This is a genomic window from Pseudomonas sp. TE3895, assembly GCF_056278855.1.
In genome coordinates, this window is record NZ_JBWBQE010000001.1 from 994,284 (window position 1) to 1,013,190 (window position 18,907).

Here is an 18,907-nt window from a genome sequence, read left to right on the forward strand (position 1 = left end):
AAAGATCTTTATTTAGTGTGGGAAAAATCGGGCAAGTTGCATGGTCAATTCTGAAGGATTCTGTCCTTTGCATGCTAGCCAGTGGCCAAACGATGTCTACAAGCCGTGATTCTTCAATGATTTGCTTAGAGGCACGCGCTGGCACATTGGTTGCGATGATTTTCAGATTTTGCCCACGAAGGAGGCGCTGTCATGCCCTTTTCCCTGCGTACAGCCGTTTTGGCCGCCACCCTGCTGCCAATCTTTACCCCCGCATTCGCCGACCCTGTGCAGGACGCGCGCCTGGAAGGCGCCCTGCAAACCGCTTTGTCACTGAACCGCATGCTTGATTCATTTCGTATCAAGGTTGAAGTGGACGGCAAGCAGGCGCGGCTTTCCGGTGAGGTGGAGAACGAGGTCGAGCGGCAGCTGGCCGAGGACGTGGCCCGTGCTACCCGGGGCATCGAACAGGTGGAGAACCTGCTGCAGCTCAATACCCAACTGGTGGAGCGTCCACTGGAGCTGCGTGCCTACGCCCAGCGCCTGGAGGATGTGACCCTGGCGGCGGTGATCCGTGCTCGGCTGTTGTGGAGCCGTACCACCGAAAAGGCACCTATAGAAGTACAGAGCAGCGAGGGTGTGGTGACGTTGCGTGGCAAGGTCGACAGTGCCGAAGCCAAGGAGCTGGCGGGCGTGGTAGCGCGTACCACCGACGGCGTGTACCTGGTCAACAACCTGGTCAGCCTCGATACCGCTGCCATGGCCAAAGCGCGGGAAACACCAGCGGGTGCGCCAACCGGGCTGCAGCCAAGCGACAGCTGGATCGTCGACAAGATCCAGAGCAGCTATCGCTTCAGTCGCAACCTCGATGGCCTGAACCTGAAGGTGGCCAGCGAAGCAGGCATGGTTCGGCTTTCGGGCGAAGTGGTTAGCGCGGAGCAGAAAACCATCGCCGTGGAGATCGCCCGGCAGATCATCGGCGTACGGGGCGTGGATGCTGACCTGCTGAAGGTGGCGACCAAGGTTGAAGGCTGATCGTGCAATTCGCACGACCGTACAGGCGCCATCGTGCAGGATACGTCCTCACGATGCATTCGTGTATTGGTTAAGTCATTGATTTATAAAGATTTTATTTAAATCAAAAGGCTGGCATGCAGGCTGCAATTACCTGTTCAGGTTGAACAAAAATTACAGCAGGAGAGCCAGCATGAACCGCCAATCCGTCAACCGCTCGCAGAGCGCCGCACTGCCTTTGCGCCAGATGCTGACACTCGGCATGGCGATGCTGCTGACCTTGGCCGCTGGCCTCTTCTACTACAGCTTGCAGACGGCGCGTCTGGCTGAGCAGGTGGCGGCTCAGACTGCCCTGTTGACGCAGATTCAGGCCACTCGTGCCAACACCTTGGTCAAGGCCGCCGACTGGCAGCCCGCTGGCCAGGCCATTGCCTCACCGGCCACTGTGGAAAAAGTTGTTCCCCAGGAACGCTGGGTTTTCTGACCAGGCGGCCGGATCGATTCCGCAAAAAGAAAGGAGAACTACCATGCTGAGTTGGGCTATCACTTTCCTCATCATCGCCATTGTCGCCGCCGTATTGGGCTTCGGTGGTATCGCGGGCGCTGCTACAGGTATCGCCAAGATCCTGTTCATTGTCTTCCTGGTGTTGTTTGTAGCCTCCTTCTTCTTTGGACGCGGACGAGGTTGAAGATGAGCAGGAAGCTTCGTTCAGCCGTGGTCGCCGCCCTGTTGCTGGGCGGCAGCGCGGCGGCCATGGCGGCCAATGACGGCCAGGTTCGGGTCGACCAACTGCTCGGCTCGGACCCGGAGTACCGGGAAACCTGGCAGGACACCCTCGAAGGCGAGGAACGCCTGCCCGATTGGGTGGTCAATCTGACCGGCAGTGCCCAGCAGCAGATGTCTGCCGTTACGGAAGACGGCGACAAGTACCTGGTCGGCCCGCTGTGCGAAAAACAGGACAATTGCACCTACAAGCGGCTGATCGTGGCGTTCAGTTGGGACAAGGATGATGCCTACGGGATGCTCGTCGAGGTGCCCGAAGGTTTGCCGAGCGACAAGTCGCCTACCCGTCATGCGCAGTACCGCTGGCTGGGCGAACCTGACGACGGCATGAAGGCAATGCTGCAGGAGCAGCTCAAGCGTGACCCGAACTGGTACTGAGCATTGTTGCCGGTACGGATGAAAGGTCACTCACTGTCACGTAATAGAAGCTGAAGCTTTCTATAGTTCAGCCTTCTATGATGCGCCGCCCCGAGGAGGGGTAGCACATGACCAAGGGGTCGGGCTGCTCTGATTGTTTCAGGATCGGAGTGGCCTAGGGGTACAGGGAGTGCCTCCAGTAATGGGCCGGGTCAGGAAAGGCGGAATCGGAAGTCTCAGGTCGGCGGTGTCACAGGGATGCCTTGCCAGACCTGACTTCCGAGGAGCCATGTAGGAAACGTCGCCTCCCTTGCGCGTTTTTCCCTTGGGACACATTTTGTCTCGACCGTACATCAAATTTTTTTCGACCTTCCTGGTGCTGCTACAAGTGGCATTTCCGCCATTCGGATTGTCGAACAGGCCATCTTTCGTGTCCTATCTGTCCCGCCAAATCTGCCGAAATATGGCGGTTTGGTCTTGTTCGGGATTCCGAATGTTATAAATCAAGCACTTGCGAAGCTGCCGGCTAGGTCGAAAACAGTATGCATAAACGGCATGGGCTATGCGTTTCAGGCATTAGCTTTCGCCCCTTGCCGTCGCAATAGTTGCCGCCTTTTTCGCTGGCCAGAGCGCCCTGTCGCTCGCCTGCGGTGTCCTTACATGACGTCGCCTGACGGAAGCCCCTACTGCCCGTGACCTTGCCTATGGCGCTGTTACGCGTGTTTCCGCCAGGTGCCATGACCACTAAAACAAAGGGTAAAGACATGAAGAAGGCAAAACTGAGCCTCGCCTGGCAGATCGTCATCGGTCTGGTCCTGGGTGTTGCAATCGGCGCGCTACTGAATCATTTCAGTGCAGAAAAGGCATGGTGGATCAGCAACGTCCTTCAGCCCGCTGGTGACATCTTCATCCGCCTGATCAAGATGATCGTCGTCCCGATCGTGATTTCGTCGCTGATCGTGGGCATCGCCGGTGTTGGCGACGCGAAGAAACTGGGCAGCATCGGCCTGAAGACCATCATCTACTTCGAAGTGGTGACCACGATCGCCATCGTCGTAGGCCTGGTGCTGGCCAACTTGTTCCATCCGGGTGCCGGCATCGACATGAGCACCCTGGGCACGGTGGACATCTCCAAGTACCAGGCGACAGCGGCCGAAGTGCAACATGAGCACGCGTTCATCGAAACCCTGCTCAACCTGATTCCGTCGAACATCTTCGCAGCGCTGATGCGTGGCGAAATGCTGCCGATCATCTTCTTCTCGGTGATGTTCGGCCTGGGTCTGTCGAGCCTGCAGGCAGAGCTGCGTGACCCGCTGGTGCGTACCTTCCAGGCTGTTTCGGAGACCATGTTCAAGGTCACCCACATGATCATGAACTACGCCCCGATCGGCGTGTTCGCCCTGATTGCGGTGACCGTGGCCAACTTCGGTTTCAGCTCGCTGCTGCCGCTGGCCAAGCTGGTTGTGCTGGTGTACTTCGCCATCGCCTTCTTCGCCTTCATGGTACTGGGCCTGGTTGCCCGCCTGTTCGGCTTCTCGGTGATCAAGATCATGCGCATCATGAAAGATGAGCTGATCCTGGCCTACTCCACCTCCAGTTCGGAAACCGTGCTGCCGCGGGTGATCGAGAAGATGGAGAAGTACGGCGCGCCGAAGTCGATCTGCTCGTTCGTGGTACCGACCGGCTATTCGTTCAACCTCGACGGTTCGACCCTGTACCAGAGCATCGCGGCGATCTTCATTGCCCAGTTGTACGGTATCGACCTGTCGTGGAGCCAGCAGCTGCTGCTGGTACTGACCCTGATGGTCACTTCCAAAGGTATCGCGGGTGTGCCGGGCGTATCGTTCGTGGTACTGCTGGCCACCTTGGGCAGCGTGGGCATTCCGCTGGAAGGCCTGGCCTTCATCGCGGGCGTGGACCGCATCATGGACATGGCCCGAACTGCGCTGAACGTTGTGGGCAACGCCTTGGCTGCATTGGTCATTGCTCGCTGGGAAGGCATGTACGACGCGGTCAAGGGCGAGCAGTACTACGCCTCGCTGCTGGCCGAGAAGCAGGAAGCTGCAGTGGTTGGCGAAACCGCCAAGCGCTGAGCCTGATGGCTGTTTGACCAAGAGCCCCGACTTGTCGGGGCTTTTTGTTATCTGCGAGATCTTGAGCCGCGCCTACAAAGGCTCGCGATCGCCAGTCACAGGCTGCGATACGCTATTATTCGGGCACTTTTCAGGGGGAACATACGGATGCTCAACGGCCTTTGGCTCGGCTTTTTCCTGGTGGCGGCGGTGTCCGCCATGGCCCAATGGCTGGTAGGTGGCAACGCTGGCATCTTCGCTGCAATGGTCGAAAGCATCTTCGCCATGGCCAAGCTGTCGGTCGAAGTAATGGTGTTGCTGTTCGGCACGCTGACACTGTGGCTGGGCTTTCTCAAGATCGCCGAGAAGGCCGGTATCGTCGAGTGGCTGGCCAAGGTGCTAGGCCCTCTGTTCGCCCGCCTGATGCCGGAGGTGCCGCCCGGCCACCCGGCCCTGGGCCTGATTACCATGAACTTCGCCGCCAACGGCCTGGGACTCGACAACGCCGCTACGCCGATTGGCCTGAAGGCCATGCGCGCGCTGCAGGAGCTGAACCCCGGCAGTACCACCGCGAGCAACGCGCAGATCCTGTTCCTGGTGCTCAACGCCTCTTCGCTGACCCTGCTGCCGGTAACCGTCTTCATGTACCGGGCGCAGCAAGGCGCACCAGACCCGACCATGGTGTTTCTGCCAATCCTGCTAGCGACCAGCGTCTCGACCCTGGTAGGCCTGCTGTCGGTGGCAGTGATGCAGCGTTTGCGTCTGTGGGACCCGGTGGTGCTTGCCTACTTCATCCCCGGCGCTTTGCTGCTGGGAGGCTTCATGGCTTTTCTTGGCACCCTGTCGGCCGCCGCGCTGGCCAGCCTGTCGTCGCTGATGGGCAACCTCACGCTGTTTGGCGTGATCATGCTGTTCCTGGTGGTGGGCGCCCTGAAACGGGTGAAGGTGTATGAAGCCTTTGTCGAAGGCGCCACGGAAGGCTTCGATGTGGCCAAGAGCCTGCTGCCCTATCTGGTGGCGATGCTGGTGGCGGTGGGTGTGCTGCGCGCCTCTGGTGCCCTGGAGCTGGCCCTGGACGGTATCCGCCATGCGGTGAACTGGATGGGCCTGGACACGCGCTTCGTCGAGGGCCTGCCCACCGCGCTGGTCAAGCCGTTCTCTGGCAGCGCAGCGCGGGCAATGCTGATCGAGACCATGCAGACCCAAGGCGTGGACAGTTTCCCTGCCTTGGTGGCGGCGACGATTCAGGGCAGCACCGAAACCACCTTCTACGTACTGGCCGTGTACTTTGGTGCCGTGGGCATCCAGCGCGTGCGCCATGCGGTCGGTTGCGCACTGCTGGCCGAGTTTTCAGGGGTGGTCGCGGCGATCTTCGTCTGCTACTGGTTCTTTGCCTGAAGCTTCTGTTGTGCCTGATTGGCCTGGGTGATGGTCCAGCTCACCACCTGCCCCACCAGCTGGTCGCTGGCCTGACCAAAGCCGGCGACTACCGCTGACACTTGCTTGTCGGCAAGCGGCTGGCGAATTTCGAAGCGCTTGCTGGCCTGGATGCGCTGGTCGCGCCCCTTAACCAGACGCGCATCGTAGCGGATCACCACCTCCACCGCCCCGCCCGGGCGGTACTCACTCTGAAACGCCTGCAGCTCGCCAGCCAGCTCGTAGTCGGCTTGCAGGTTGCTGTCGTCAGCGCTCAGGCGCTGCACTTGGCCGTCACGCTGGAATCCATCAAGCAGGCGGTTGCGCAGCAGCACCGGAGCCGCATCGCTCCAGCGTGCGCCCTTGTAGCTGCTTATCACATCGCCTTGGGGAATGACGGCAATGCGCGGCCCAGCCAACACTTCACTGGCCAGCGGCTTGTTCAGGCGCAATGACCACTCCAGCGGCGGCGCTGTGCGGCTGGGCTGGTTCACCGGCAGGCGATAAAGGTCCACAGGTTCGCTCTTCGGCAGGATCGAGCAGGCACTGACCAGGCTCAGCGAGGCCGCCAGGGTCAGCAGGCGCAGCGACAGATTCATGGCTGGAACTCCTTGTTGTTGTCGCGGCCAAGCAGGTAGCCGCTCGGGTCGGCCTCCAGTTGCCGGGAAATGCCTTTGAGCGCGTTAAGGGTTTCGCGCAGTTCACGAATGGCCGGGGCGAGCTGGTTCAGGCTCTGGGCGCCGTCACCGATAGCCTCGCTGTTGTTCTTGAGCAGGCTATTGATGGTTGCCGTGCTTTGGGCCAGTGACTGCATGGCCTGTTCGGCGCTACCGATCGCCTGTTTGCCTTCGCTACCCAGCAGGCCGTTGGCATTGCGCATCAGCGCCTGGGTTTCGGCCAGGGTGGCGCTGGCCTGATTACCCACCTTTACCAGCTGTTCGATGGCCTCGGCGATGCTGCCGTGCTGGCCGGCAAAGGCGCCGGTGGTCTTGTCGAGGTTGGCCAGCGTGTTGCTGAGGTGGCCTATGTTGTCCTCAGAGAACATCTGGTTGGCGTTATGGAGCAGCATGTTGATGTTGGTCACCAGGTCGCTGCTGTCGTTGAGCAGGCGCGAGATTGGCGATGGCGAAGCGATGATCACCGGCAGCTTGCCATCCTTGCCTTTAAGCTCGGGGCTTTGCGGCGTGCCGCCACTGAGCTGGATGAATGAGTTGCCGGTGACGCCGGCCAGGGTCAGCTTGGCCTGGGTGTCTTCCTTCACCGGGGTATCGGCGCTCAGGCGCACCCGTGCCAATACCCGGCGCGGGTCTTTCGGGTCCAGACGCAGGGTCGACACGTCGCCCACCTTGATGCCGTTGTACTGCACCGTGCTGCCTCGGGAAAGGCCAGACACGGCTTCGTTGAACACTACTTCGTAATCCTTGAAGGCGTCGTCGACACTGGACTTGGCCAGCCACAGGCCGAACAGCATGGCCCCGGCCACCACCAGAACGGTGACCAGGCCGATGAGGACGTGATGGGCTCGGGTTTCCATTGCTCAGCGCTCCTGCCCGGCACGGGTGGCAGCCTGTTCGGCGGCGCGCCCGCGAGGGCCGTGAAAGTATTCTTGGATCCAGGTGTCGTTGGTCTTCTCGACCTCGGCCAGCGGGCCGGCCACCAGGACTTTCTTTTGCGACAGCACCGCGATGCGGTCGGTGATGGTGTACAGGGTGTCGAGGTCGTGGGTGATCAGGAACACCGACAGCCCCAGAGCATCGCGCAGGGTAAGGATCAACTGGTCAAATGCCGCGGCACCGATCGGGTCCAGGCCAGCCGTGGGTTCGTCGAGGAACAGGATGTCCGGGTCCAGGGCCAGGGCGCGGGCCAGCGCTGCGCGCTTGATCATGCCCCCCGACAACGAGGCCGGGTACTTGTCGGCAGCCGAGATCGGCAACCCGGCAAGGGCCAATTTCACCCCGGCCAAGTGCTCGGCATCATTGCGCGACAGCCCGGCGTGCTCGATCAGCGGCAAGGCCACGTTTTCGGTCACCGTCAGCGAAGAGAACAGCGCCCCCTTCTGGAACAGCACGCCAAAGCGCCGCTCGACCAGTGAACGCTGTTCTTCGCGCAGGCCGGTCAGGTCCTGGCCGAACACCTTGATCTGCCCTTCATTGGGCCGGCGCAGGCCAATGATGCTGCGCAGAAGCACCGACTTGCCGCTGCCTGAGCCGCCTACTACGGCGAGGATTTCGCCGCGGTACAGGTCAAGGTCAAGGTTTTCATGTACCACCTGGCGGCCGAAGCGGTTGCAGATGCCGCGGGCTTCGATTACGCAATCCTGGCCACTCACCAGCCCATCTCCATGAAGAACAGCGCTGCCACCGCATCCAGCACGATGACCACAAAAATCGACTGCACCACTGCCGAGGTGGTGTGTGCCCCCACCGACTCGGCGCTGCCGCTGACCTTGAAGCCTTCCAGGCAGCCGATGGCGGCGATCAGGAAGGCGAAGAACGGTGCCTTGGCCAGGCCTACCAGGAAGTGCTGCACGCCAATGTCGCTTTGCAGCAGCGACAGGAACATGGCCGGCGAAATATCCAGTGTCAGGGCGCATACCACCGCACCGCCAACGATGCCGCAGATCATCGCGACAAAGGTGAGCAACGGCAGCGAAATCAGCAGGGCCAGTACCCGCGGCACCACCAGCAGTTCCATGGGGTTGAGGCCCAGCGTGCGGATGGCGTCAATTTCTTCGTTGGCCTTCATCGAGCCGATCTGCGCGGTGAACGCGCTGGCAGTGCGGCCGGCCATGAGAATGGCTGTCAGCAGCACGGCGAACTCGCGCAGGAACGAGAATGCAACCAGGTCGACGGTGAAAATGGTCGCACCGAAGTCGGCCAACACCGTGGCACCGAGAAATGCGACTACGGCGCCCACCAGAAAGGTCAGCAACGCCACGATGGGCGCGGCGTCCAGCCCGGTCTGCTCAATATGTGCCACCACAGGAGTGAAGCGCCAGCGATGTGGCTGGAAGGCGCGGCGCAGCAAGGTTTCCAGAATCACACCGACGAAACCAAGCAGTTGCATGCTGTCCTGCCACAGCGTGCCGACGGCGCGGCCGATACGCTCCAGCAGCAGCAACAGCACATTGCGCTCGGGCTCCTTGACCGGGATGCAGTAATCCTGGACTGAACAGTAGACATTCTTCAGCAGCGCCTGGCTGGCTTCAGGCAGCGCGTGGGTACAGCGCGACAGGCGCTCGGCGCCTAGCAGTTCGGCCAGCAGCGAAGCGCCGGCGGTGTCCAGGCGGCCCAGCTGGCTGAGGTCGGCGATCGTGTTGGCAGCGCACTGCGTGCGCAGGCGCTCGCTCTCGCGCTTGAGGCTGGCGTAGTGTGCCAGGGTCCAGTCACCGGTAATACGCAGGCAGGCCGGTTGGCAGCTGGTGTCCAGGGTGGCGCTGGGGGTGGTCATAGGCTCCATGCAATTGACTCGGCGCTAAGGCTTAGGGGCTGATCATAGCGCAGGGGGCATGGGCTGTTTGGTGATTATGTGCTGTGTGTGCGCTTGGCAGCAGTGCCTTGGAGCAGGCTTGTGCTGCGAATAGGTCGTAAGCGCCCATCGAAGTGGTGTGCTGTACCGGCCCTTTCGCAGCACAAGGCTGCTCATGCGCAAGGCAGGGGGTCAACTACCCGCGGGTGCATCATTGACCACCTTGAAGCGCAGCACGCCAATCACTTGCCCATCCTCGGTCAGCACCCTCACCTGCCACTTGCCTACCGGGTTGGGTGGGAAGTTCTGCTTGTGGGTCCAGGCCCGATAGCCTTCCTTGCGCCCGCCGTGGATGTCCAGGGCAATGCGGTCGACCTCTTGGCCGTCCTTTTGCCACACGTGGTAGATCCGCTCGTTCAGGCCGCGTGGCGCGTTGATGGCGGTGTAGGCATACAGGCCACTGCTGCGTATGCGGCTGGCGGCAATTTCGTCCAGCGAGTCGCCCGGTTGGCGGTTCATTACTTCGGTACTCACCGCCACCTCGGTCATCCATAGGGTTGCCGGCGGTACCCAGGAGCGCAGCAGCCAGCCACCGGCACCGACCGACAGGGTAACCAGCACCAGTGCCACGGCGCGGCGCCAGTTGTTGATCGGGAAGCTGCTGGCCAGGCTGGGGAATGACAGGGCCATGGCCGCGATCAGGGCCAGCTTGAAGCTTTGTGCGGTGGTCAGGTGCAGGATGATCGGTAGCGCGGTCAGCAGAGCGGCAAACAACGTCAGGGTATGCAGCGCCAGGAACAGCCAGCGCCGTGGTGCCAGCCACTTGTAGTACAGCGGGTCGGTGATCGAAACCAGGCCGGCGGCGCCGAGCAAGCCGGTGAAGACCAGCTGACCGCTGTTCCAGGTGGTGGTGATGAAAAAGAACGGCAGCACGAAGAACAGCGTTTCCTGGTGGATCATCTGCGTTGCATAGCGCAGCAGCGGCTGAGGGATCTCGCGGTTGAACGTGCGCGCGAACAGCCCGGTGAGGGTGTTCTCCAGCATCAGCCAGACCCAGCTGACCAGCATGAGCACGGCGACCCAGCTGGCCAGGCCAGCCTGGCGGTCGACCAGGATGAAGCTGCCGATACCGGAGAGGAAACCGCCGAGCGCAATGATGCCGGGGTAGCGCTTGAGGAGTTCGATGACGCGCTGGACGATATGGGGGATTTGGGGCATTGGGGGCTACAACGGAAAAGTGAGGTGGCTGTGCCAGCCTCTTCGCGGGCAAGCCTGCGAAAGGGTCGGTACTGGCAAAAGGATACCGCCGATTTACCGCTGCCGTGTAGCACCACTGGGCCGTTCAGGCCCATGCCGCCGCCAGCGCAACAGCCCCGCCGCCAGGCACAGCCCCACAAGCAAGGCCATCAGCCCGTAAAGCTCGTCATAGCCAAGCAACGGCTTTTCGATGCGCACATAGCCATCTTCCTTGAGCAGATCCTTCAGTGCCTCGTTGGCCTGTTCCAGGCTGACCTGGCGCAGCTTGCGCACCGGGCTGGCAAAGCGCCCGTCGGTATAGTCGTTCAGCGCCCCCCAGTAGTAGTCGGCCAAGGCGCTGTTGCCTTGGGTACTCCAGCTTTCCTTGGCGATGCTGGCTTCCTTGATGCGGGCGAAGGTGTCCGGGTCCAGGCCTTCCTTGCGCAGGTGGTCGAACAGGGCCTGCATCACCTTGACAGCCTTGTCGATGTCATCGCGCTCAAGGTCCGCATTGAGGCTGAGCAGGCCGGTGTCGCCAAAGCTTTCACGTTGCACGGAGGGGCCGTAGGACAGCCCGTTGCGCAGACGTAGCTGGTCGTACAGCGCCCAGTCCAGGTAGCGCGAAAGCAGGTCGAGGGTGGCTTGATGGTCGTTGTCCAGCACCGGCTCGATGAACAGCCAGTGCAATTTGACGCTATCACCCAGCCAGCCGCGGGTCAGGTTGCGACGCTGTTCGGCCTGTTGGCTGATGCTTTCAAGGTTGCGGCGCTCTTCGGGTTCAGTGGCGGGCAGTTCGCCGAACGACCGCTCCAGATAAGCCGGAAGCAGGCGATCGAGGCCTCCGACCATGATCAGGGTCATGTTGTTGGCCGCGTACCAGCGGTCACGCAACGCCTGAACTTGCTCCAAGGTCATGTCGTCGAGGTTGGAGCGCTCCGGGCATTTCAGACCCAGCTCGGTGGCCAGCTGGTCGTTGGCGGGGTGGCCGATATCCTGGCGGTCGAGCCAGCGCTGCAGGTGGCCATAGTGGCCGCCATCCTCGCGCTCTATGATGCGCTTGGCGGTGGCCAAGGCCTTGGCGTCGATGGTGGTATCGCGGATGACTGCCAACAGCAGGTCGAGGACCTTGCGCTGGTTGCGCGCCGGGGCCTCGATGACAAAGGTGGTGTCGGCACTGCTGGTATAGGCGTTCCACTCGCCGCCGAGCGCTTGCAGGCGCTCTTCCAGCCCGCCTTCGCCTGTTTCGTCGATGCCACTGAACAACAGGTGCTCAAGCAGGTGTGGCAGCTCTTTCTGCTCGCAGTCGAAATCATCCAGGCCCACGCCGACCACTAGACGAATCGCCACATGGTCACGTTCGTAGCCGTTTTTCAGGATGACCTGCAGACCATTAGGCAACAGGTAGCCTTCAACCCGCGAGCGGTCGAGGGCGAACGAGGGCAGGCTGCAGATCAGCAGGCAAACGAACATCAGGCAACGCATGGGCGAGCGAGGGTCCTCAGCTAGGAGAAATCACGGCTGGCGGGCTTCATCGGGCACACTGTCGAGCATCAGCCCTCCGGTGTCCGAGCCGCCCAGTACCACATAGGCACTGCTACAGAACAAAGAGTTCAACCGCTTCATGTCGGCGATCAGCTCCAAGTGTAGCGAACTGGTCTCGATACTTTGCACGACCTTGCGCTGCAGGCGGCTGACATGGGCGTGTGCGAGGCGCCGTTCCTGGGCACGGAACCGGCGTTTTTCCCGCAGCAGCAAGCGGGCGCTTTCCGGGTCGGCACTGAGGAACACCGAGAGGCCCAGGCGCAGGTTGGCCAGCAATTGCTCCTGCAGGCCGGTCAGCTCTTCCAGGCCTACCTGGGAAAATTCCCGACGCTGGCTGGTTTTCTGCTGCTGAACCTTGCGCAGCATGCGTTCGATCAGGTCACAGGCGAGTTTGAGGTTAATTGCCAGCTCGATGATTTCGGCCCAACGGCGGTTGTCCTGTTCGCTGAGGTCTTCCCGTGACATCTGCGCCAGGTACAGCTTGATTGCGCTGTACAGGGCTTCGGCGTCTTCGCCCAAGGCGCGAACTTGCTGTGGCAACGCGGTCTGGGTGCCACGCAGGGCTCCAAGCATCGCTTCGAGCAGGCTGTCGACGATATCCCCCAGGCGCAGCGTTTCGCGGGCGGCGTTGGCCAGCGCCAGGCTGGGCGTTTCCAGGGCCGAGGCATCAAGGTGACGGGGGCGGACCTGACCATTGCCGGTTTCCCGTTCAGGCAGCAGGACGTTGCACAGCCGACCCATCGGTTTGACCGTGGGCAGCATGATCAGACAGCGCAGCGTGTTGTAGAGCAGGTGAAAGCCGATGACCAGCTCCTGAGGGCTGAAACTCAGCGAGTCCATCCATGCCACCAGCGGGTGCAGCACAGGGATGATCAGCACCAGGCCGATCAGCTTGTACAGCAGGCTGCCCAAGGCCACCCGACGCCCGGCGGCGTTCTGCATGCTGGTACTGATGAAGGCCAGCAGCCCGCTGCCGATGTTGGCGCCGACCACCAGCCCGATGGCTACCGGCAAGCTGATCAGTTCGGCGCCGGCCAGTGTCGCTGTGAGCAGAACGGCGGCCAGGCTGGAATAGGAAATCATGGCGAACATTGCCCCGACCAGAGCGTCGAGCATGATGTCGCCGGTCAGTGAGGCAAACAGCACTTTCACGCCCTGGGCATGGGTGATCGGCGCAGCTGCCTGCACGATAAGCTCAAGTGCCAGGATGATCAGGCCAAGCCCGATGCCTACTCGGCCCAGTTGGCCGGCCCGTGTCTGCTTGCGCGAAAGAAAGAAGATCACGCCAAGGAAGATCAGCAGCGGCGACAGCCAGGACAGGTCGAAGGTCAGTACCCGGGCCATCAGTGCGGTGCCCACGTCGGCACCCAGCATGATCGCCAAGGCCGGGGTCATGGCCATCAGGCCTTGGCCGACGAAAGAGGTGACCAGCATGGCCGTGGCGTTACTGCTTTGAACCATGGCCGTGACCAGAATACCGGCGATGAATGCCAGCGGGCGCTTGTCCATGTTCTGGCTGATGATGCGTCGCAGGTTCGAGCCGAATACCCGAAGGATGCCGGTACGCACAATGTGGGTACCCCAGACCAGAAGCGTCACGGCCGAGAGCAGGTTGAGCAGGGTCAGCATGGCGAAGGCCCCCTGTTGCATAGGCCCATCGGGCCAAGAAAAGAAACGTGAGCGTTTGAAGAATTTTCGGTGCTCACTCAAAGCTTTAGCTGTTTTGCCAAGCTGTCGCCAGCTTCGCATGGCAGTCATTTATTTGAAACAGATCTTGAAACGAATGACGGCCTGTCGGGGCTGCTTCGCGGGCAAGCCTCCACAGTGACAACGCGCAGGAAAAAACGCACAGAAAAAAGGCATGAAAAAGGGCCCTGCGAAGGGCCCTTGTTGTGTAGCACTTCCTTGGCCTTATTGACCCGGAATGTCCTTGCGCAGTTTCACCGGTTCATGATCTTTGCCTTCCTTGCGGGCCATGGCGGTGCGCATGCGTATGTTGATGGCTTCCACCCCCAGCGAGAAGGCCATGGCGAAGTAGACATAGCCCTTCGGCACATGCACATCGAACGCTTCAGCGATCAGTACAGTACCGACCACGATCAGGAACGACAGCGCGAGCATCTTCAGCGACGGGTGCTTGTCGATGAAATTGCTGATGGCGCCGGCGCACAGCATCATCACCAGCACGGCCACGACGATGGCGGCGATCATCACCGGTACGTGGGAAACCATGCCCACAGCGGTGATCACCGAGTCCAGCGAGAACACGATGTCGATGATGGCGATCTGGATGATGGTGTAGAAGAACTTGCCACCTGCGCCTTTGGGCTCCTCTGCGTTCTCGTCCTCGCCTTCCAGGCCGTGGTAGATCTCTTGCGAGCTCTTCCACAGCAGGAACAGGCCACCGAAGAACAGGATCAGGTCACGCCCGGAGATGCCTTGGCCAAAGACCACGAACAGGTCGGCGGTGAGGCGCATGACCCAGGTAATCGACAGTAGCAGCATGATACGGGTGACCATGGCCAGGGCCAGGCCGAAGATCCGGGTGCGTGGCTGCATGTGCTTGGGCATGCGGCTGACCAGAATCGAGATCATGATGATGTTGTCGATACCGAGGACGATCTCAAGCGCGGTAAGGGTGAAAAAGGCAACCCAGATTTCCGGGCTGGTCAGCCATTCCATGTATTTTCCTTCGAGCGGTAATGGCAACGCGCCCCGGTCAGGGCGCGTCGCGTACGTGATACGGATGTATTAAAGACTACTGAACAGCGGGAAAATCCCCATCAGCAGTGCGCCGAGCATTATGCACAGGCATACCAGCACTGCCCACTTGAGTGTGAAACGCTGATGATCGCCGAACTCGATACCGGCCAGGGCCACCAGCAGGTAGGTGGAGGGTACCAGCGGGCTGAGCAGGTGTACCGGCTGCCCGACGATCGACGCACGGGCCATTTCCACCGGGGTGATGCCATAGTGGCTAGCGGCCTCGGCCAGCACCGGCAGCACGCCGTAGTAGAACGCGTCGTTGGACATGAAGAAGGTGAACGGCATGCTCACGATCGCGGTGATTACGGCCAAGTATGGGCCCAGCGCCTCGGGGATGACCGCCAGCAGGCTCTTGGACATGGCGTCGACCATGCCGGTGCCGGACAGGATGCCGGTGAAGATGCCGGCGGCGAAGATCAGCCCGGTTACGGCCAGCACGCTGCCGGCGTGGGCGGCGATGCGGTCCTTCTGCTGTTGCAGGCACGGGTAGTTGACGATCATGGCGATACTGAAGGCAATCATGAACAGCACTGGCAGCGGCAGCACGCCGGCGATCAACGCGACCATCAGGGCGGCGGTCAGGGCACCGTTGAAGTACAGCAGCTTGGGCCGGCGTGCGTCCGGGTACTGCGAGACGGTGATTTCGCTGTGGTCGATGTCGTCGGTAGGCAGATGCAGTTCGCCCAGGCGGGCACGTTCACGCTTGCCATACATGTAGGCAATGGCCAGGATCGCCAGCACACCGAACAGCATGGCCGGGATCATCGGCACAAAAATGTCTGACGGGTCTACGTGCAGGGCGCTGGCAGCACGCGCGGTCGGCCCACCCCATGGGGTCATGTTCATTACGCCGCCGGCGAGGATGATCAGGCCGGCCATGATCCGCGGGCTCATGCCCAGGCGGCTGTACATCGGCAGCATGGCGGCGCAGCAGATCATGTAGGTGGTGGCACCGTCACCGTCGAGCGAGACCACCAGGGCCAGTGCAGCGGTGCCGACCGAGACTTTCAGCGGATCGCCCTTGACCAGTTTGAGGATCTTGCGAACGGCCGGGTCGAACAGGCCGGAATCGATCATCAGGGCGAAATAGAGGATGGCGAACATCAGCATCACGCCGGTAGGTGCGAGCTTGCTGATGCCCTCTAGCATCATGGGGCCGATCTTGGCGGAAAAACCACCGAACAGGGCGAACAGGATCGGTACCAGAATCAGCGCGATCAAGGCCGAAAGGCGCTTGGTCATGATCAGGTACATGAACGTGATGACCATGGCAAAGCCGAGGAAGGTCAGCATGGCAATACTCCAGGCGTGGCGCGGCGAAAGGACAGTCGATTCGGGCGTATCAGCGCGTAGGGCGCTGTGCGGGGAGCATGCGGAGGGGGACTACGAAAAGGCGGGCACAGGAATACATCAGAATCACCATTGTTGTTGTTGATTGGGCCGGGCGCGGTATTGACCGGGTGCCCTGGCTGACCGGTCTTGTGCCGGTAGTGGGCGCTATCCTAAAAGGGCAAGCTTTCAGCCAGCTTTCGCTGAAGCAAAGGTGACGAGAGGTAGGTGATGCCGGATGTAACCGAAGGTGGCTGCCATTGTGGTGCCCTGCGTTATCGGCTGGAGGGCAACCTGACGGACATTGCCCACTGTCATTGTTCGATCTGCAGGCGGGTCAGCGGTGGACTGGTGGTCACCTGGCTTACCCTGCCCCGTTCTGGGTTCCAGTGGTTAACGGGCGAGCCGAACTGCTATGTGGCGCCTGCCAGTTGCAGCCGTTACTTCTGTGGGCAGTGTGGGGCGCATGTGGCGCTGGTGACCACGCATAGCCCGCAGACGATTGATGTGACGGTGGCGACGCTGGATCACCCTGAGCGGGTACGAGCCAACCGGCATATCTGGGTGGGCAGCCGGTTGCCCTGGTTGCATCTGGATGAGGATTTGCCCTCGGAAGATGAGGAGCGCCTGTAGGCGCGGGCTTGCCCGCGAAAGGGCCAGCCCGTCATCCATCACAACTGCAGGCCACCAGCAGCCTTGTGCAACGCCCGCAAGTGCTCGCCGATCTGCTTCACGTTGGCCTCGACCGCTGCAATTTCCTTGGCTCGCGACGGTTCCAGCAGCGCCCTCACCTCTTTGTCCAGGCTGGTGCTCAAGCGCAACAGCTGTGCCTGCCGCTCTCTGCTCACCTGCTCCAGGTGCTTGCGCTCTTCTGGCTGCGGCAGCCCGTAGCCTTTGGAATCGAGCAACTCTGCCGGGCGGCTGAGAAAGCCGCTGTTGGCAAGCATTTGCTTGAGCGTGGCATCGGCTTTGTTGATGCTGCCATCCTTCAAGGCTGCGGCATTCAGGTAACGCTGCTTGACCTCGTCCTGGGCCAGCAGAAGCTGCCGGCGCAGGCTGGCCTGCTCAAGCAGAAGCAGCGCCGCGCTGGTGCGCAGGTCAGCCTTGGTGAACCAGCTACGGCGCTGCTCGGCATTGAGGGCCAGCCAGTCTTCAACCAGAGCTTGCTTGATTGGCAACTGTTTTCTCAGCACTTCGAACATGGCCTGGTACCGGTCGCGGTAAGAATCGAAGCGGTAGCCCAGGCGTAACGCTTCGCGCGGGTTATCAAGCACGCTGGTATCTGCCAGCCCCCTGCCCTTGAGCACGGCCAGCAAACCGTTGGGCATGATGCTGTCCAGGTCGTTGAGGCGTGGATTGGCGGTGCCGCTGCGCAGCAGCTTCAACGACTCCACTGCACAGTTGTTGGACAGGAACCAGTAGTTGCCGTCATAACTCCAGTGCATCTCGGCGGCCTGGCGCACCAGGTTCTCGATTTCGTCGCGGTTGAGCTTCAAGGGCACCGAGGCCAGGCTGCGCAGCTCGGTCTTGGTGTATTCGTCGATCACCTGGCCCAGCGGAAGCACGAATAGCCGCGACGGGTAGTTGCCGACCAGGCCGTCCCAGCTGGACAGTTGCACGTCGTTGACGAAGGCGCGGTACGACAGCACCAGGCTTTGATCGAGGTCCAGGCGGCAGTCTGGCCCGCGTGGGCGGCCCGGCTTGCAGATCACCAGGCGCAGCATGCTGTGCCCCCAGCGGCTGACCAGGTTCTGATTGGCTTCAGCCAGCAGATAGTCCACTTCGTAGACCCGCTCTGGGTCGATTTCACCTAGCGGCTGGCGGGCGAAGTCGCTGCCGGCATTGATGAATGGCAGGCCCTTGGCACAGGTGTCCTGTTGGGGTGCCCAGCCGAAGTGTTCGCGAAGGTACTGATACAGCGCCGGGCGACGGCAGCTGTAGCTTGGGTCGAGGAGGAAATACTCCATGTTGACCGCGATGTATTCCTTGGGGCTGCTCAACTCATAGCTGTCGGGGCTGCGCACGAATTGGCCATTTTGCTGTTCGCGCTCGCCTCGTCGGCCCACGTACTGCTGCCACCCGGCCAGGTCGAGCAGGCGTGGGTCGTCGCTCAGGGTGAAGCGGCGCTCGGCCTGGCCGCGGCATTCTTCCGGCAGGCCGACCTTGCCCAGCGTGCCTTGCTGGCGCTTGCAGCGTGCAATCAGCGAATTCTCGACGCTGGGCCACAAGCGGGCACGGTCGTAGAGATGGGTGAGCTCGTGCAGCACGGTGGCCAGCAGCTCTTCACGCACCGTGCCATGTGGGCGGTCGGTGCGCTCATTGGCGGCGCTGCCATCGGTGAGGCTGGGCAGCAAGCGGCGGTTGAGCTCGAGGGTGGATATCAGTGATGCCTGCCCATAGGCGTCGGCAGGCATGTTGTCGCTCCAGCTGACCCGCACTCGACGGTCCAGCTGTTGCTTGAAGCGCGGTGGCAGCTTGCCCATGGCCTCGTCGAGCAGGGCTTGGGAGGCTTGTGTTTGTTGTGGGTCGAGGCCGGACGCCTGCAGCTCAAGCTGCAGGTCGGCCAAGGCGGGCGTGCCGAGCAGCGTCAGGGCGCAGCCGAGCAGCCAGGCACGCACGCGCTTCACAGTGCGAGTATGGCTTCAGCCAATACCTGGTCGCTGGCGCCTCGCGCTTCCGGTACGCGCTCGCGCAGGGTATTGAAGGCTGCCTCAAGTTGGACGCCGCGGATGTCACCGTTGCTGGCGACAAAGCTTGCAGCGTCGTCGTGGGCTTCGCGCACCACTTTGGAGTCGCGGATCGATGTGGTGGTGTCTGAGGTGAAGTCGATCGAACGGCCAAAGGCACGCACGATGATGTTGCTGGTGGCCACCAGGGTCTGTGCCTGGGCCAGGTCGGCCAGCAGCAGCATGCCGAGGGAAGCGGCAATCAGCGGTTTACGCAT

General features: G+C 61.5%; 18 protein-coding genes. 7 read left to right on the plus strand and 11 right to left on the minus strand.

The window, feature by feature from the left end:
* The first annotated feature begins 192 nt into the window (after window positions 1–192).
* From ACZ889_RS04470 to ACZ889_RS04495, 6 genes are all read left to right on the plus strand, one after another.
* Window positions 193–1,014, plus strand: a complete 822-nt coding sequence (locus ACZ889_RS04470; protein ID WP_180689032.1) for a BON domain-containing protein — start codon at window positions 193–195, stop codon at window positions 1,012–1,014.
* A gap of 172 nt (window positions 1,015–1,186) precedes the next feature.
* On the plus strand, window positions 1,187–1,477 hold the full coding sequence (locus ACZ889_RS04475; RefSeq protein WP_003252968.1) for a hypothetical protein: 291 nt from the start codon (window positions 1,187–1,189) through the stop codon (window positions 1,475–1,477).
* Between the two features lie 43 nt (window positions 1,478–1,520).
* On the plus strand, window positions 1,521–1,682 hold the full coding sequence (locus ACZ889_RS04480) for a DUF1328 domain-containing protein (protein ID WP_003252966.1): 162 nt from the start codon (window positions 1,521–1,523) through the stop codon (window positions 1,680–1,682).
* Between the two features lie 2 nt (window positions 1,683–1,684).
* On the plus strand, window positions 1,685–2,155 hold the full coding sequence (locus ACZ889_RS04485) for an inhibitor of vertebrate lysozyme family protein (protein ID WP_014861521.1): 471 nt from the start codon (window positions 1,685–1,687) through the stop codon (window positions 2,153–2,155).
* Window positions 2,156–2,898: 743 nt separating this feature from the next.
* On the plus strand, window positions 2,899–4,227 hold the full coding sequence (gene gltP / locus ACZ889_RS04490) for a glutamate/aspartate:proton symporter GltP (RefSeq protein WP_128573840.1): 1,329 nt from the start codon (window positions 2,899–2,901) through the stop codon (window positions 4,225–4,227).
* Between the two features lie 147 nt (window positions 4,228–4,374).
* Entirely contained in the window at window positions 4,375–5,604 is a 1,230-nt protein-coding gene (locus ACZ889_RS04495) for a nucleoside recognition domain-containing protein (RefSeq protein WP_014754974.1), read from the plus strand.
* Here ACZ889_RS04495 and ACZ889_RS04500 read toward each other — a convergent pair.
* From ACZ889_RS04500 to ACZ889_RS04540, 9 genes are all read right to left on the minus strand, one after another.
* Window positions 5,586–6,221, minus strand: coding sequence for an ABC-type transport auxiliary lipoprotein family protein (locus ACZ889_RS04500; protein ID WP_476257198.1), 636 nt, complete (start codon window positions 6,219–6,221; stop codon window positions 5,586–5,588). The two genes, ACZ889_RS04495 and ACZ889_RS04500, sit on opposite strands and share 19 nt — an antisense overlap.
* Complete coding sequence (locus tag ACZ889_RS04505) at window positions 6,218–7,156, minus strand: MlaD family protein (protein ID WP_014754976.1); 939 nt, start codon at window positions 7,154–7,156, stop codon at window positions 6,218–6,220. Before ACZ889_RS04505 ends, ACZ889_RS04500 begins: the two co-directional genes overlap by 4 nt.
* A 3-nt stretch (window positions 7,157–7,159) precedes the next feature.
* A complete protein-coding gene (locus tag ACZ889_RS04510; protein ID WP_003252949.1) occupies window positions 7,160–7,951 on the minus strand; it encodes an ABC transporter ATP-binding protein in 792 nt (263 codons plus the stop codon).
* The gene (locus ACZ889_RS04515) at window positions 7,948–9,081 is read right to left on the minus strand and encodes an ABC transporter permease (RefSeq protein ID WP_180689030.1); all 1,134 of its coding nucleotides are present in this window, start codon (window positions 9,079–9,081) and stop codon (window positions 7,948–7,950) included. The genes ACZ889_RS04510 and ACZ889_RS04515 overlap by 4 nt, the downstream gene beginning before the upstream one ends.
* A gap of 201 nt (window positions 9,082–9,282) precedes the next feature.
* Entirely contained in the window at window positions 9,283–10,308 is a 1,026-nt protein-coding gene (locus tag ACZ889_RS04520; protein ID WP_003252945.1) for a DUF5924 family protein, read from the minus strand.
* Between the two features lie 93 nt (window positions 10,309–10,401).
* Window positions 10,402–11,808 carry a M16 family metallopeptidase gene (locus ACZ889_RS04525; protein ID WP_180689029.1) on the minus strand — a complete coding sequence of 469 codons (1,407 nt, stop codon included), beginning with the start codon at window positions 11,806–11,808 and terminating at the stop codon, window positions 10,402–10,404.
* Window positions 11,809–11,838: 30 nt separating this feature from the next.
* On the minus strand, window positions 11,839–13,497 hold the full coding sequence (locus tag ACZ889_RS04530; RefSeq protein WP_392490503.1) for a Na/Pi cotransporter family protein: 1,659 nt from the start codon (window positions 13,495–13,497) through the stop codon (window positions 11,839–11,841).
* Between the two features lie 282 nt (window positions 13,498–13,779).
* Entirely contained in the window at window positions 13,780–14,550 is a 771-nt protein-coding gene (locus ACZ889_RS04535) for a TerC family protein (RefSeq protein WP_003252940.1), read from the minus strand.
* A 69-nt stretch (window positions 14,551–14,619) separates the two neighbouring features.
* On the minus strand, window positions 14,620–15,927 hold the full coding sequence (locus ACZ889_RS04540; RefSeq protein ID WP_476257199.1) for a CitMHS family transporter: 1,308 nt from the start codon (window positions 15,925–15,927) through the stop codon (window positions 14,620–14,622).
* 267 nt (window positions 15,928–16,194) lie between these two features.
* Here ACZ889_RS04540 and ACZ889_RS04545 point away from each other — a divergent pair, with 267 nt between their 5' ends.
* Complete coding sequence (locus ACZ889_RS04545; RefSeq protein ID WP_180689027.1) at window positions 16,195–16,596, plus strand: GFA family protein; 402 nt, start codon at window positions 16,195–16,197, stop codon at window positions 16,594–16,596.
* A gap of 38 nt (window positions 16,597–16,634) precedes the next feature.
* On the opposite strand, the gene ACZ889_RS04550 is transcribed toward ACZ889_RS04545, so the two are convergent.
* Both ACZ889_RS04550 and ACZ889_RS04555 read right to left on the minus strand, forming a co-directional pair.
* Entirely contained in the window at window positions 16,635–18,590 is a 1,956-nt protein-coding gene (locus ACZ889_RS04550) for a DUF7844 domain-containing protein (RefSeq protein WP_476257200.1), read from the minus strand.
* Window positions 18,587–18,907 carry a DUF2388 domain-containing protein gene (locus ACZ889_RS04555; protein WP_003252932.1) on the minus strand — a complete coding sequence of 107 codons (321 nt, stop codon included), beginning with the start codon at window positions 18,905–18,907 and terminating at the stop codon, window positions 18,587–18,589. Before ACZ889_RS04555 ends, ACZ889_RS04550 begins: the two co-directional genes overlap by 4 nt.